The following is a 13,529-nucleotide window of genomic DNA, read 5'->3' as shown; positions in this document are numbered from 1 at the left end:
ACTGAACAGCCCCTGCACACTGTTCCACGGTGTTCCAAAACGTTCCACTCGCCCGGCGGCGCGATCAGTGGGCCATCAGCGCCGGCACGTGCATGTGCTGGAGCACGGTGCGCGTGGCGCCGCCCAGCACCATCTCGCGGAAGCGGGAGTGCCCATAGGCGCCCATCACCAGCAGGTCGGCTCCGACGTCCTGCACGCAGGTCAGGATCACCTCGCCGACGTCCCCGCTGGCGATGTTGGACTGGTGCCACGTGCGCACGCCGTGCCGCTCCAGATAGACCATCACGTCGCGCGCGGTGTCGGTGGTGTGGTGCGGCGGGTCGACGGTCAGCACCGTCACCTTCTCCGCGGCCTGCAGGAACGGCATGGCTTCGCGCACGGCGCGCACCGCCTCGCGGGTGTTCTTCCAGGCCAGCATGACGTGGCGGCCGAAGGTCTCCGGCATGCCGTCGTAGGGCAGCACCAGGGTGGGGCAGGCGGCCTCCAGCGGCAGGCGGTCGGGGACGTGCAGCAGCACGCGGTCCTCGATGTGCGCCGGGTGCGACTGGGTGACGATGGCGAGGTCGGCGTAGGCGGCGCGCCTGGCCAGCAGCTCGACGTGGTCGCCCTCGTCCACCGTCCAGGAATAGGAGCAGTCCTTGAGCGCCTGCCGCACCTCGTGCTCGACCTCGCCGGCCTTCTCGCGGGCGATCACCGTCGATTCGGCGATGTAGCCGTAGGAGGCGGCGCGCCCGGTGGCCGCCGCGGGCATCGCCACCGGGGTGGCGATGTACAGCACCTCCACGAAGGCGTCGAAGCGCTTGGTCAGCGAGACGGCCACCTCCAGGCGGGTGGTGTGGCGGTCGTCGTTCGCCATGTGCAGCAGGATGGTCTTGATCGGCATGGTCTCGCTCGCGTTTGCCGGCCCCGGCGGGCCCACCACACGGTAACGCCCGCCGGAGCACATTGGCAACCGGCCCCTACTTCAGCGTGACGGCGTAGGCGTCCACCGGCAGCGCCTCCTTGATCAGGCCGCGGGCCTTCAGGAAGGTCGCGAAGCGCGCGTAGCGGCCGGCGTCCAGCGCCGCCGGGCTGTGCGAGAAGCGCGGCAGCGTGTCGGCCCAGGCGCGGCGGTTCAGCTCGTCGTTCAGCTCCGGCCGGCCCTTGGTGAAGGCGGCGTGCGCCTCCTCGGGGTGGTTGAGGATGTAGAGGACGGCGCGCTCGACCGCCGCCAGGAACTTCGGCAGACGCGGGTCGCCGGCCTGCGCCTTGTTGGCGACCAGGATCAGCTCGTCGTAGGCCGGGACGCCCTCCTCCTCGGGGTAGAAGGCGCGGCCCGGGTGCTTCTCGATGGCCATCTGGTTGAGCTCGAAGTTGCGGAAGGCGCCGATCACCGCGTCCACCTGCCCCGAGAGGATCGACGGCGACAGCGAGAAGTTCACGTTCACCAGCGTCACGTCCTTCAGGCTCAGGCCCGCCTTCTCCAGCATGGCGCCGAGCAGCGCGTCCTCGAACCCGCCGACCGAGAAGCCGACCTTGCGGCCCTTCAGGTCCTTCACCGACTTCACCGGCCCGTCGGCCAGCACCACCAGCGAGTTGAGCGGCGTCGACACCAGCGTGCCGACGCGCACCAGCGGCAGCCCCTCGCCGACCTGCACCTGGAGCTGCGGCTGGTAGGACACCGCCAGCTCCGCCTTTCCGGCGGCGACCAGCTTCGGCGGGTCGTTGGGATCGGCGGGGGCGACCAGCTCGACGTCCAGGCCGGCGTCCTTGAAGAAGCCCAGCTCCTTCGCCACCACCAGCGGGGCGTGGTCGGGGTTGACGAACCAGTCGAGCAGCACGGTCATCTTGTCCTGCGCCAGCGCGGGCAGGGCGGTCAGCAGCCCGGCGGCGAACGCCGCGGCGGCGAACGGGAACTTCATCGGTCAGTCCTTCTCATCGAACGCATGGGAATCGGGAAGCCACGGCAGCGCGCGCCGCAGCAGCGCGTCCGTGACGGCGTAGAGCGCCACCGCGAACGCGCCGAGCACGAACAGGGCGGCGAAGAGCAGGTCCACCTGCATGCGCGCGTTGGCGTGCAGCATCAGGTAGCCGAGGCCGGAGGAGGAGCCCACCCACTCGCCGATCACCGCGCCGATCGGCGCCACCGCGGCGGCGACGCGGATGCCGGAGGCCAGGGCGGGCAGGGCGGCGGGCAGGCGAATGTGCCACAGCGTGGAGACGCCGGACGCCCCCATGGTGCGGGCGAGGTCGAGCCAGCCCGGCTCGGTGCGGCGCAGGCCGTCGAACAGCGCGGTGGTGACCGGGAAGTAGATGACCAGCGTCGCCATGGCGATCTTCGACACCATGCCGTAGCCAAGCCACAGCACCAGCAACGGCGCCAGCGCGAACACCGGAATCGCCTGGCTGACCACCAGCAGCGGCATCAGCCAGCGCCGCGCGCCGCGGACGCTGGCGAGGACGACGGCGCTCGCCGTGCCGAGCACGACACCAAGGACGAGGCCGATCAGGATCTCGGCCAGCGTGGTGGCGGCGTGCTGTGCCAGCAGGCCGGCGTTGCGCTGCAAAGCGTCGGCGACCGCCAGCGGGCCGGGCAGGATGAAGCGGGGCAGGCCGGTGGCCCAGACCAGCGCCTGCCAGGCGGCGAGGAGGACGGCGAGGGTGACGAGGGCGCGGATCACGCGCATGGCGTTTCCCCCACCCTAACCCTCCCCCGCTCTCGGCGGATCGGAGATCCGCCTGCCGCGTCAGCGCAAACCATAGGTTTGCGCGAGAGCTTCGCAGGGGAGGGAACTCCGCCATCAGCCCTGAAAGCCCTCCCCTGCGAAGCGGGGGAGGGTTGGGTGGGGGCAAGTGTTGCAAGGCTGAAGCTCATCCCGCCAGCCTCCGCAGCAACTCGCCCTGCATCGCCAACACCGCCGCGTCGTCCGGCGCGCGCGGCGGCGTCCCCGGCGGCTCCAGCGCCGGCCCGACGGTCGCCGGCATGCCGCTCATCACGTGCACGAAGTGGCCGATCCGCAGCGCCTCCAGGGGATCGTGGGTGACCAGAAGCACCGTCCGCCCGGCCAGCAGCTCCGCCGCCAGCTCCTGCAGGCGCAGGCGGGTGATCGCGTCGAGCGCCGAGAACGGCTCGTCCATCAGCACCACCGGCCGCCGCTCCATCAGCGTGCGGGCGAGCGCGACGCGCTGGCGCTGCCCGCCGGACAGCGCCGCCGGACGGTCGCCGGCGCGGCCGGGCAGCCCGACGCGCTCCAGCAGGCCGTGCGCCTCATCGACCAGCGGCGGCGAGCGCCGTTCGCCGCGCAGCTTGGCGCCGAGCAGCACGTTGTCCAGCACGCTCAGCCAGGGCAGCAGCAGATCCTGCTGCGCCATGTAGGCAACGCGTCCGGCCAGCGGCAGCCCGTCGCCCGCGGTCACCGTGGTCGGCGGTTCCGGCTCGGCGAGCCCGGCGATCAGGCGCAGCAGGGTGGTCTTGCCCACGCCGCTCGGACCGAGCAGGCAGGTGACCGCCGCCGGCTCCAGGCGCAGGTTGAGATCCTCGAACAGCGGCGCGCCGCCGTAGGTCAGGCGGGCGGAGGCGATGGTGACGGAAACCGGAGCCGGCACCCCGGCCGGTGGAACGCGCGCGTGCATGGCTCACTGGTCCCTACGCCGGTACGAACCGGATCAGGTTCCAGGGGTCGTCCCGCTCATGGGACCTCTCAGCCGACCGCCGGCTCCCCCCAGTGACAGGGGAGGGACTATGGCAACTCGGAACAGCGCGGGCAAGCGGCGTGGTCGCTGGACGGCGGCAGTCCGGAGATTTCCAGCAGCAGCTTGGTCAGGATCGCCTGCGCGAAGGCGTCGAAGCCGTCGGCCACCACCAGGAACGCGCCGGGCCCGCCGATCACGTTGGTGCGGTAATAGCCGTCGAGGTCGCGCGGCGGCTCGCCGCCCCAGGGGTTGGGGCGGTCGTTGACGATGGGCAGGCCGTTGATGGTGATGCCCTTCTCCACCACCGCGTCGCGGATGAAGGTCACCGGCGGGCCGCTGTTGTTGGGGCCGTCGCCGGACACGTCGATGACCTTCCGCGTGCCCTCGAAGCCGTTGTTCTCGAACAGCGCGGAGGCGTAGGCGAGGGCGGCGCTGATAGAGGTCCAGCGCTCGCGCCCGATGCCGCTCTCCCCCAGCCGGTCGGCGAAGGCGGTGATGGCCTCGCGGCGGTCGAGCAGGGTCCAGCCGATAACCGTCTGCTGGTAGTGGTCGCCCGCCCATTCCACGTAGGTCACCGCGATGCGTCCGTAGGGGCCGGAGCTGATGGCGTTGATGACCTTGGGGTTGAGGAAGGCCTGGATGTAGCCGCGGCGCTGCAGTTCCGCCTCGTCCGGGTCGATGCTGCCGGACACGTCGATGGCCAGCACCAGTTCGAGGTCCACCGGCACCCGGCCGCCGGCTGCGCGGCCCGGTCCGGTCAGGACCAGCAGGATCGTCAGCGCGGCGATGAGGCGAAGCGGCGTCGGCATCCCTCATCAAGAAAGGGCGCGGTGGCGTCACGGCAAGGCCCCCGGTGCGTCGTTGACGGAACCCCGGCGCCAGCCCACCTTGTCGGGGCCATGGCACGCCGTCCGCTCTTCCTGGGCAGCGAAGTGTACCGCGGGTCGAGTTACGGCCCGAAGCACCCGCTCGCCATCCCCCGCGTCTCCACCACCATCGACCTCTGCCGGGCGATGGGTTGGCTGGACGATGGCGTCTACATCGACACCCCGGTGGCGACGGTGGACGAGATCGCGCGCTTCCACCACCGCGACTACATCCTGGCGCTCGCCCGCGCCGAGGCCGAGCAGCGCGTCGATGCGGAGACGGCGGCGCGCTACAACCTCGGCAAGCTGGAGAACCCGGTGTTTCCGGAGATGTACCGGCGCCCGGCGATCAGCACCGGGGCGGGCATCCAGGCGGCGCGCCTGCTGCTGGAGGAGCCCGGCATCGTCTACAGCCCGGCCAGCGGCACCCACCACGCCCGCCCCGGCCGGGCCAGCGGCTTCTGCTATCTCAACGCGCCGGTGCTGGCGATCCTGGAGCTGCTCGACGCCGGGGTGGAGCGCGTCTACTACGTCGACCTTGACGCCCACCACGGCGACGGCGTGGAGGAGGCGTTCGCCGACGACGACCGGGTGCTGACGCTGTCGGTGCACGAGGACGGCCGCTGGCCCTTCACCGGCATGGCGGAAGAGCGCGCCGGCCGCATGGTGCGCAACCTGCCGGTCCCGCCGGGCTTCAACGACAGCGAGATGGATCACCTCGTGGAGGTGGCGATCCGGCCGCTCGGCCGCTGGTTCGCGCCGGAGGTCGTGGTGGTGCAGACCGGCGCCGACGCGCTGGCCGAGGACCCCCTGAGCAAGCTGGAGCTGTCCAACGGCGCGCTGTGGCGGGCGGTGGCGGCGCTGATGGATTTGGCACCGCGGATGCTGGTGGTCGGCGGCGGCGGCTACAACCCGTGGTCCGTCGGGCGCTGCTGGGCCGGCATCTGGGCGACGCTGAACGGGTTTGACCCCGCCGAAGGGCCGACACACGCCGCAGAGTCGGTGCTGCGCAGTCTGACCTGGAACCGCGGCGCCGGGCGCAACCCGCCGGAACACTGGTTCGCCACGCTGGCCGACGCGCCACGCCCAGGGCCCGTGCGCGACCCGGTGCGGCGGGTGACGGCGCTGGCCCTGGAGGGCACGTAGACGGATATTGCTGTATCCGATCCGCAACAGCCGCTGATGTCACGGCGCAACGCGTTGACGCGCAATAAAAAATCGGCGACTGTCCACGGGGTGCGCGTGCGCGCGGAAGGAACGCGAAGTCCGGGACATGTCGAACACGACCCTGCTTCTGATCGCCATCGGCGCGATCATGCTGGCGGCGCTCCCGGTGGCCGCGCTGATGAAGGATTTTCTGCCCGGGTTCCTGGAGCGGTCGGCCGGCCTGGACCAGCTCGAGAACCGCATCTACGTGCTGCACTCGGAAGCGCAGGACCTGCAGGACCGCGTTAGCGGAGCGGTGTCGCGCCGCAACCAGCAGAGCTCCGAAAAGCATCGGCTGGAAGGCGACATCCGTCGGATGGAAAAGGCCATCGCCGATCTTGCCGAACAGCCGCCGCTGTTCGTGCACGAGGTCGGCGAACCCTCGGCGAGCACCAGCAAGTACACGGTGAACGTCAGCCGCGAGGCGGCCGCCGCGGCGGCGCGCGCCAACGGCGAGCGCGCGCAGGCCAACCCGATCTGGCGCTACACCAACATCGCCGAGGTGTGGGCGGGCAGTTTCGAGGAGGCCAAGCAGCAGGTCGAAACGGCGTTCCCGTTCAAGCTGGGCTACCAGAAGAGCTTCCAGAAGGCCGGCGGCACGGCGGCCGAGAAGATGGTCGCCGAGGCGCAGGCGCGCGCGCTGGCGGAAGCCAAGGCGGCCATGCAATGACGCTCAACTTCCTCATCATCCTGGTGATCATCGCGCTGGCGGCGTGGCTCGGCAACGTGCTGCTGTCGCTGGAGGCGATCGTCGGCCAGTCGCGCACCCGGGTGAAGGCGGCGCGGGAGTCCATCGCGAAGCTGGAGGCGAGCATGAAGCGCTTCCAGCGCGACGAGGAGAGCGCCAACAAGGAAACCGACGACCTGCTGAACGAGATGATCGCGCTGCGCAAGAAGCAGGCCGAGGTGCAGCAGAAGCTGGCCGAGGAGCAGGCGAAGCGCAAGCCGCGCCTGCTGATCCTCAGCGACCGCCGCAACCCGTCCGACAAGGAGTGGCTGGTCGTCGTCGCCAACACGCAGATCGGCGAGGTGGACGCCAGCCACCCGTTGGCCCAGGAATGGGCGCGCGGGCGCGAATACCTGGTGTGGGCGGAGACCGACCGCGACGCGGCGGAACGCGCGGTGCGGCGCTTCAGCGCCCGGCCGGGCTACGCGGTGCGCAGCGTCCAGCCGGTGAAGGAGGATCTGTATCCGAGCGGCCGGCCCGCGGCGGCCCTCAAGACGTCCTGAGGCTGGACAGCGGGGCGGCGCGCGGGCAAGGTCCGCGGACGACCACTTCCCGCGGATGGTTTTCAACGATGATCGGACGCATTTTGAGCCGCTTCGTCCTGTGCTTCTCGGTGTTCCTGGCCGCCGCCCCGGGCGCGGCGTCGGCGCTGGAGCAGTTCCAGCGCTCGACGGTGACGGTCGAGACGGCGGCCGGCCAGCGCTTCCGCTTCAACATCGAGGTGGCGCTGTCCCCGGCGCAGCAGGCGCAGGGCCTGATGTTTCGCGAAAAGATGGAAGCCGACGCCGGCATGCTGTTCGTCTACGACCAGGTGCAGCCGGCGGCGTTCTGGATGAAGAACACGCTGATCCCCCTGGACATGCTGTTCATCGCCGCGGATGGCCGCATCGTCAACATCCACGAACGCGCGGTGCCGCACTCCACCGATGCCATTCGTTCGGCGGCTCCGGTGAAGGCGATCCTGGAGATCAACGGCGGCATGAGCGCGCGCTTGGGCATCCGCGCCGGCGACCGGGTGGTGCACCCGCTGATCGCCGGGGCGAAGTAGCAGCGGGTTGCCGCCGCCGGTTTGCCGCAATGTCGGACTAAACCGTTGCGGTGGCTGGATATGTGTGGGTGCTGATGAGACGGCGGTTCGTCACGGTTCTGGCGCTTCTCGTTCTGGTGCCGGCGGGAACGGCGGCCTACGCATGGTTCGGCGCGACCGAACCGCCGCCGGCCTACCGCTTCGCCAAGGTGGAGCGCGGGCCGCTGGTCAGCGCCATCACAGCCACCGGCAAGATGACCGCGGTGGTGACCGTGGAGGTCAGCTCGCAGCTGTCCGGCCAGATCGCCGAACTGAACGCCGACTTCAACAGCAAGGTGGTCACCGGCCAGCTCCTCGCCCAACTGAACACCGCGCAGCTGGTGGCGCGCCTGAAATCGGCGCAAGCCGACCTGGACGCCGCGGCGGCGGCGCTGAGCGTCAGCCGCGCCCAGCGCGACAAGGCGCAGGCCGACACCGCCAACGCCCGCGCCGCTCTTGCCAGCGCGGTGGCGCAGATCGCGCGCGCCGAGCTGGCGGTGCTGGACGCCGACCGCGACCTCGTCCGCCGGGAGGAGCTGCGCAGCCGCGGCGTCGCCACCACCGCCGATTTCGAGAAGGCGCAGACCGCCGCCCGCTCCGCCCGCGCCGCGCTGACGTCCGCGGTGGCGCAGCGCCAGCAGGCCGAGGCCGGCGTGCAGTCGGCCGAGGCGTCGCACGCCGTCGCCGTCGCCCAGGTGCAGGTGGCCGAGGCCAACGTGGCGCAGCGGCAGGCGGCCCTGCAGCTGGTGCAGGTGGACATCGACCGCTCGGAGATCCGCTCGCCCATCGACGGCGTGGTGGTCGATCGCAAGGTGAACGTCGGGCAGACCGTGGCGGCCAGCCTCTCCGCGCCGACGCTGTTCACCATCGCCCAGGACCTACGGCACATGCAGGTGCTCGCCAACATCGACGAGGCCGACATCGGGCGGGTGCGCGAGGGGCTGCCGGTCACCTTCACGCTGAACACGTTCCCGGGCGAGAGCTTCCACGGCACGGTCAGCCAGGTGCGTCTGGCGCCGGCCGAGGAGCAGAACGTCGTCAGCTACATCGTCGCCATCACCGTGCAGAACCAGGACATGCGGCTGCTGCCCGGCCTGACCGCCAACCTGCGCATCGTCGTGGAGGAGCGCCGCAACACGGTGAAGGTGCCCAACGCCGCGCTGCGCTTCCGCCCGGCCGACGCCGCCCGCGGCGACGCGGCGCCGACTCCGACGACCGGCGGCCCCTCCGGCGGACGGGGCGCGGCGGCGCTGGAGGATCTTGCGCGCCGGCTGGCCGCCGACCTCGGCCTCGACGCCAAGCAGCGCGCCGCGCTCGACGCGGTGGTCGTGGAGGCGCGCGACCGCTTCGCCGCCCTCGGCGGACCGGGCGATCCCGAACGGCAGCGCGCCGAGGCGCGCGCCATCCGCCAGCGCGCCAACGAGCAGATCGTCGCCCTGCTGGCGCCGGAGCAGCGCGAGGCGTTCGAGGAGCTGCGCGCCGGCCAGGGGCGCCAGGGAGCGGCGCGCAACGTGTGGGTGGCGGGCGCAACGGGCGCGCCGGTGGCGGTGGCGGTGCGCGTCGGCATCACCGACGGCAGCTTCACCGAAGTGACCGGTGGCCTGGAGGCCGGGCAGGAGGTCATCACCGGCGTCCTGCCGCCGGAGCAGAACGCCAAGAGAGGTCTCCGACTTGCCTTCTGACGCTGGGCCTCCCGACCCGCCGCTCATCGAAGTGCGCGACCTGCGGCGGACCTACGTCATGGGGGCCGAGCGGGTGGCGGCGCTGGCCGGCGTCAGCGTGTCGGTGTTGCGGGGCGAGTTCGTCGCGGTGATGGGGCCGTCCGGCTCCGGCAAGTCCACCTTCATGAACGTGCTGGGCTGCCTGGACCTGCCCGATTCCGGCAGCTACCGCCTGGAGGGGGAGGAGGTCAGCCGGCTCGGCTCGGACGAACTGGCGGCGATCCGCAACCGGCGCATCGGCTTCGTCTTCCAGTCCTTCAACCTGCTGCCGCGCCTTGACGCCGCGGCCAACGTGGCGTTGCCCATGGTCTACGCCGGCGTCGACCGCGCCACGCGCCTGAGTCGCGCCGCCGAGGCGCTGGCGCAGGTCGGGCTGGCCGGGCGGACGCACCATCGCCCGTCGCAGCTGTCGGGCGGCCAGCAGCAGCGCGTCGCCATCGCCCGCGCGCTGGTCAACCGGCCGTCGCTGCTGCTCGCCGACGAGCCGACCGGCGCGCTCGACAGTCGCACGACCGCCGAGATCATGGGGCTGTTCCAGCAGCTCAACCGCCAGGGCATCACCGTGGTGCTGGTGACGCACGAGCCGGACGTCGCCGCCTACGCCGGGCGGGTGCTGACCTTCCGCGACGGGCACCTGACCGACGACCGCCGGCAACAGCCGCTGGAGGCGGTGGCGTGAACGCCTTCGACGCCATCCGCTCGGCGCTGGAGACGCTGCGCGCCAACCCGTTGCGCAGCGCGCTGACCATGCTGGGCATCGTCATCGGCGTGGCGGCGGTGATCGCCATGGTGGCGGTGGGCTCCGGCGCCCGTGACCAGGTGCTGCGGCAGATCGCCAGCCTGGGCACCAACCTGGTGCTGGTCGGGCAGGGCAGCATCCAGCGCGGCGGCGTGCGCCTCGGCGCCGGCACCGCCGCGTCGATGACCGAGGACGACGCTGTGGCCATCGTCCGCGAGATCGAGGGCGCGCGCATCGCCGCGCCGTCGGTCCGCTGGGGCCTCCAGGTGGTGGCCGGGAACCAGAACTGGCAGACGACGCTGTTCGGCGTCACGCCCGACTATCTGGAGGCGCGCGACTGGGTCGTCCCCGGCGGGCGGGCGCTGTCGGACGAGGACGTGGCGCAAGCCAACAAGGTGATCCTGCTCGGCCAGACGGTGGTGAACAGCCTGTTCGGCGGCGGCGATGCGCTGGGCGAGACGGTGCGCATCGGCAGCACGCCCTTCACCGTCATCGGCGTGCTGGGCGCCAAGGGGCAGAACACATACGGGCAGGACCAGGATGACGTGGTCTTCGTGCCGTTGAGCACGGCCAAGCGCAACATCCCGAAGATGGCGAAGTCCAACCCGCGCTTCGTGCACTCCATCACCATCAAGATGGCGGACGGCGCCGACATGGACGCGGCGCAGGCCCAGCTGAAGGAACTGCTGCGTCAGCGCCACCGGCTGGCCGACGGGCAGGAGGACGATTTCTGGATGCGCAACCTGTCGGAGGTGGCGGCGACCCGCGACGCCTCGGCCCGCGCGCTGTCCTTCCTGCTGGCGGCGGTGGCGGCGGTGTCGCTGCTGGTGGGCGGCATCGGCATCATGAACATCATGCTGGTCTCGGTGACCGAGCGGACTCGGGAGATCGGCCTGCGGCTGGCGGTGGGGGCGCGGCGGCGCGACATCCTGATGCAATTCCTCATCGAGTCCACGACGCTGTCGGTGATCGGCGCGGCGGTCGGGGTGCTGGTCGGCGTGGCGGCGGCGATCCTGGTGGCGCGGCTGGCCGGCTGGCCGACGCTGATCGAGCCGGATTCCATCGTTCTGGCGGTGGGCGTGAGCGGGGTGGTGGGGGTGTTCTTCGGGTTGTACCCGGCGCGGCGCGCCTCCACCCTCAACCCCATCGAGGCGTTGCGGCACGAGTGATGCCGAAGCCTGTCCGGCGTCCTTGCCGTGGGCGTCGCGTTCGTGTATTCCACACGGCGGCGAACGGGGCGTAGCGCAGTCTGGTAGCGCGCCAGTTTTGGGTACTGGAGGCCCCCGGTTCGAATCCGGGCGCCCCGACCACCGCCGTCCGCCGTGTGGAACACACGAAGCAAGAAGAAGGAGCGTCGTCCATGAAGGTCCGGATTTCCCAGCCGAGCAAGGCGGCCACGCAGTCCGGGCGGGCGAAGACGCATTTCTGGCTGCTGGAGTACGAGATCGAGACGCCCCGCCGGCCGGAGCCGCTGATGGGCTGGATCAGCTCGGGCGACACGCTGAACCAGGTGAAGCTGCGCTTCGAGACCAAGGAAGACGCCATCGCCTTCGCGGAGCGCAAGGGCTGGGAGTACACCGTGCAGGACGCCGCCGTGCGCCGCGTGCGCCCGCGCAACTACGCCGACAACTTCCGCATGGACCGCCCGCGCTTCTGACGCCGCGGGTCCCGCCGTTCCGGACAACGGCCCCATAGCTCAGCTGGATAGAGCAGCCGCCTTCTAAGCGGCAGGTCGCAGGTTCGAGCCCTGCTGGGGTCGCCATCCCTTTGGGGGTTGGCGCTCTTTCGTCGTGTGCGAAAGGAAGTTATCCCCCGCCTGGATGGGTAGGTCGTGTGTTGCGGGTGTGTGACAAAACCTGACACCGTGCCTGAAGATGCGCGCGGACCCCTTATTAAAAAAGGAATTTCGCGCCTGCCTATCTTTTAGGCAACCGCCCGTGGGCACTGCGGCCACGGGTTCCCCTCATCCTCCTCCACAGAGTTATCCACCGATTCTGGGGATAAGGGGGTAGGGAGCGCCTCCTCCGGGCATGCATCTTCGATCATCGTCTGAACGAAGGCGTGCAAGCGCCTGATAGATCGCGGGTCAGTCGGCTTCGGCGCGCGGAGCATGCCTGGGCGCGGCGCGCCGGCCATGCAGCGCGCCGGCCACGTCGTTCCAGATGGCGTGCGCGTCACCGTCGCCGTCACGTTCCGCTTGGCGAGCGTAGGCCTCAGCCTGGGCCGGCGCGGCATGCCCGTAGCGGCCGACCAGCAGGCCAGCGACCGCCCAGAGATGATGGCGCTTCCTCATGCCGGCCCCCTGGTTGCTGCTTCTTCGCGTCGACCGAGGGCGTTGTGCAACGGAACCGTGCCCGTGGCCGCGGCGTTTACCGCGGACGGACGGCGTCGTCCCCCGGCGACGCAAGGGAGGTGGACCGTTGGGCTGGATCGTCAAGATCATCGTGCTGTGTTTCGTCGTCGGCTTCGCCCTGTCGGTCTTCGACATCGACCCGGCCGCTATCCTTACCAACACCTGGGCGACAATCCGCGACGTCTTCGATCTGGCGGTGGGAGTGGCGCGGTGGGCCGTGCCCTACATCCTGGTCGGGGCCGTGGTCGTGCTGCCGATCGCCGCCGTCAGCATCCTTCTGCGCTGGACGCGCGCCCGCCGCGGCCCGTGACGCCCGTCCGGAAATCCAGAGCAAAAAAGAAGGCTCCGACTCTCGCCGGGGCCTCCGAGGAGCAAATACAGGGAGGGTTAGAGACCTTTCCGTTCTATGCGCCGCAGACCACCGGCTCATTGATTCACATCAAGATCGGACGGCAAAACGAACGAAAAAAACCGGAGCGTCACGAGGATGCTCCGGTCGAAGTCGATATAGGGAGGGTTAGAGACGAACGTTATATAGCCGTTCGGCCTAAGCTCTTCCATTGATCTGGATCAAATTTTTTCAAAGAGATGAATTTTGCGGCAGAACCCACACCGCGCGCGCAAAAAATGGCCGGAGGTTCCGTTGGGAACCCCCGGCAAAGGCGATTACAGGGAGGGTTAGAGACAACCAAGGTTCTAGCCCTTTGGTCGATTCGGCTCGTTGACATAGATCAATTTGCCCGTGCAGTGCAGCAAAGGCGTGCTAATCCGACGTTTTGTTGCCGCCGTACAACACGGACGGATCGGTTTCGACATCCATCACGGTGACCAGCGCTCCGTCGCGCAGCGCGCGGAAAAAGCAGGCACGCCTGCCCGTATGGCAAGCAACGCCATCCTGATGGACCAGCAGAAGCAGGGTATCGCCATCGCAGTCCACGCGAAATTCCTTGAGATGCTGCGCTTGGCCGGACGTCTCGCCCTTGCGCCACAGCCCCTTGCGCGAGCGCGACCAGTAGCACACGCGGCCGGTGGTCAGCGTCTCCACCACCGCCTCGCGGTTCATCCAGGCCATCATCAGCACCTCGCCGCTGCCGACCTGCTGGGCGATGGCGGGCACCAAGCCGTCCTCGTTGAACCGGATGGCGGCAAGCACCTCGGAAAAGGCTTCGGTCATGGGGC

At 70.1% G+C, this 13,529-nt stretch carries 16 protein-coding genes, 2 tRNA genes and 1 riboswitch; of the genes, 11 read left to right on the top strand and 7 right to left on the bottom strand.

Annotation, left to right across the window (positions count from 1 at the left end):
• Positions 1–64: 64 nt before the first annotated feature.
• The 5 genes from ACRWK7_RS11975 to ACRWK7_RS11955 all read right to left on the bottom strand — a co-directional run bounded on the left by ACRWK7_RS11975 (position 65) and on the right by ACRWK7_RS11955 (position 4,481).
• On the bottom strand, positions 65–883 hold the full coding sequence (locus ACRWK7_RS11975) for a universal stress protein (RefSeq protein ID WP_431856444.1): 819 nt from the start codon (positions 881–883) through the stop codon (positions 65–67).
• A 76-nt stretch (positions 884–959) separates the two neighbouring features.
• Positions 960–1,901, bottom strand: a complete 942-nt coding sequence (locus tag ACRWK7_RS11970) for an ABC transporter substrate-binding protein (protein ID WP_431856443.1) — start codon at positions 1,899–1,901, stop codon at positions 960–962.
• 3 nt (positions 1,902–1,904) lie between these two features.
• Positions 1,905–2,666, bottom strand: a complete 762-nt coding sequence (locus tag ACRWK7_RS11965; protein ID WP_431856442.1) for an ABC transporter permease — start codon at positions 2,664–2,666, stop codon at positions 1,905–1,907.
• Positions 2,667–2,850: 184 nt separating this feature from the next.
• Complete coding sequence (locus ACRWK7_RS11960) at positions 2,851–3,612, bottom strand: ABC transporter ATP-binding protein (protein WP_431856441.1); 762 nt, start codon at positions 3,610–3,612, stop codon at positions 2,851–2,853.
• A riboswitch (TPP riboswitch) is annotated at positions 3,605–3,712 on the bottom strand. Its footprint overlaps the gene before it by 8 nt.
• Positions 3,713–3,719: 7 nt before the next feature.
• Positions 3,720–4,481 (bottom strand): DUF1194 domain-containing protein, encoded by a 762-nt coding sequence (locus ACRWK7_RS11955; RefSeq protein WP_431856440.1) that lies wholly within the window; start codon positions 4,479–4,481, stop codon positions 3,720–3,722.
• A 90-nt stretch (positions 4,482–4,571) separates the two neighbouring features.
• Between ACRWK7_RS11955 and ACRWK7_RS11950 the strand changes: the two genes are divergently transcribed.
• From ACRWK7_RS11950 to ACRWK7_RS11905, 10 genes are all read left to right on the top strand, one after another.
• Entirely contained in the window at positions 4,572–5,684 is a 1,113-nt protein-coding gene (locus ACRWK7_RS11950; RefSeq protein ID WP_431856439.1) for an acetoin utilization protein AcuC, read from the top strand.
• Positions 5,685–5,811: 127 nt separating this feature from the next.
• The gene (locus ACRWK7_RS11945) at positions 5,812–6,414 is read left to right on the top strand and encodes a hypothetical protein (RefSeq protein ID WP_431856438.1); all 603 of its coding nucleotides are present in this window, start codon (positions 5,812–5,814) and stop codon (positions 6,412–6,414) included.
• Positions 6,411–6,974 (top strand): hypothetical protein, encoded by a 564-nt coding sequence (locus tag ACRWK7_RS11940; protein ID WP_431856437.1) that lies wholly within the window; start codon positions 6,411–6,413, stop codon positions 6,972–6,974. The genes ACRWK7_RS11945 and ACRWK7_RS11940 overlap by 4 nt, the downstream gene beginning before the upstream one ends.
• Positions 6,975–7,042: 68 nt before the next feature.
• Complete coding sequence (locus tag ACRWK7_RS11935) at positions 7,043–7,519, top strand: DUF192 domain-containing protein (RefSeq protein ID WP_431856436.1); 477 nt, start codon at positions 7,043–7,045, stop codon at positions 7,517–7,519.
• A gap of 74 nt (positions 7,520–7,593) precedes the next feature.
• On the top strand, positions 7,594–9,219 hold the full coding sequence (locus ACRWK7_RS11930) for an efflux RND transporter periplasmic adaptor subunit (RefSeq protein WP_431856435.1): 1,626 nt from the start codon (positions 7,594–7,596) through the stop codon (positions 9,217–9,219).
• Positions 9,209–9,937, top strand: coding sequence for an ABC transporter ATP-binding protein (locus ACRWK7_RS11925; RefSeq protein WP_431856434.1), 729 nt, complete (start codon positions 9,209–9,211; stop codon positions 9,935–9,937). Before ACRWK7_RS11930 ends, ACRWK7_RS11925 begins: the two co-directional genes overlap by 11 nt.
• Positions 9,934–11,166, top strand: a complete 1,233-nt coding sequence (locus tag ACRWK7_RS11920) for an ABC transporter permease (protein WP_431856433.1) — start codon at positions 9,934–9,936, stop codon at positions 11,164–11,166. The genes ACRWK7_RS11925 and ACRWK7_RS11920 overlap by 4 nt, the downstream gene beginning before the upstream one ends.
• A 64-nt stretch (positions 11,167–11,230) precedes the next feature.
• A tRNA-Pro gene (locus tag ACRWK7_RS11915) sits at positions 11,231–11,307 on the top strand.
• 50 nt (positions 11,308–11,357) lie between these two features.
• The gene (locus ACRWK7_RS11910) at positions 11,358–11,654 is read left to right on the top strand and encodes an ETC complex I subunit (protein ID WP_109117328.1); all 297 of its coding nucleotides are present in this window, start codon (positions 11,358–11,360) and stop codon (positions 11,652–11,654) included.
• Positions 11,655–11,682: 28 nt separating this feature from the next.
• Positions 11,683–11,759 (top strand) — tRNA-Arg (locus tag ACRWK7_RS11905).
• A gap of 324 nt (positions 11,760–12,083) precedes the next feature.
• Here the strand turns inward: ACRWK7_RS11905 and ACRWK7_RS11900 are convergent.
• Positions 12,084–12,290 (bottom strand): hypothetical protein, encoded by a 207-nt coding sequence (locus tag ACRWK7_RS11900; RefSeq protein ID WP_431856432.1) that lies wholly within the window; start codon positions 12,288–12,290, stop codon positions 12,084–12,086.
• Positions 12,291–12,417: 127 nt separating this feature from the next.
• On the opposite strand from ACRWK7_RS11900, the gene ACRWK7_RS11895 reads away from it, so the two are divergent.
• Positions 12,418–12,660, top strand: a complete 243-nt coding sequence (locus ACRWK7_RS11895) for a hypothetical protein (RefSeq protein WP_431856431.1) — start codon at positions 12,418–12,420, stop codon at positions 12,658–12,660.
• A 453-nt stretch (positions 12,661–13,113) separates the two neighbouring features.
• Here the strand turns inward: ACRWK7_RS11895 and hisI are convergent, their stop codons facing one another.
• Complete coding sequence (gene hisI / locus ACRWK7_RS11890; RefSeq protein ID WP_431856430.1) at positions 13,114–13,524, bottom strand: phosphoribosyl-AMP cyclohydrolase; 411 nt, start codon at positions 13,522–13,524, stop codon at positions 13,114–13,116.
• Positions 13,525–13,529 lie beyond the last annotated feature (5 nt).

Source organism: Azospirillum sp., assembly GCF_050789165.1.
This window is presented reverse-complemented; position numbering and strand designations above follow the sequence as displayed.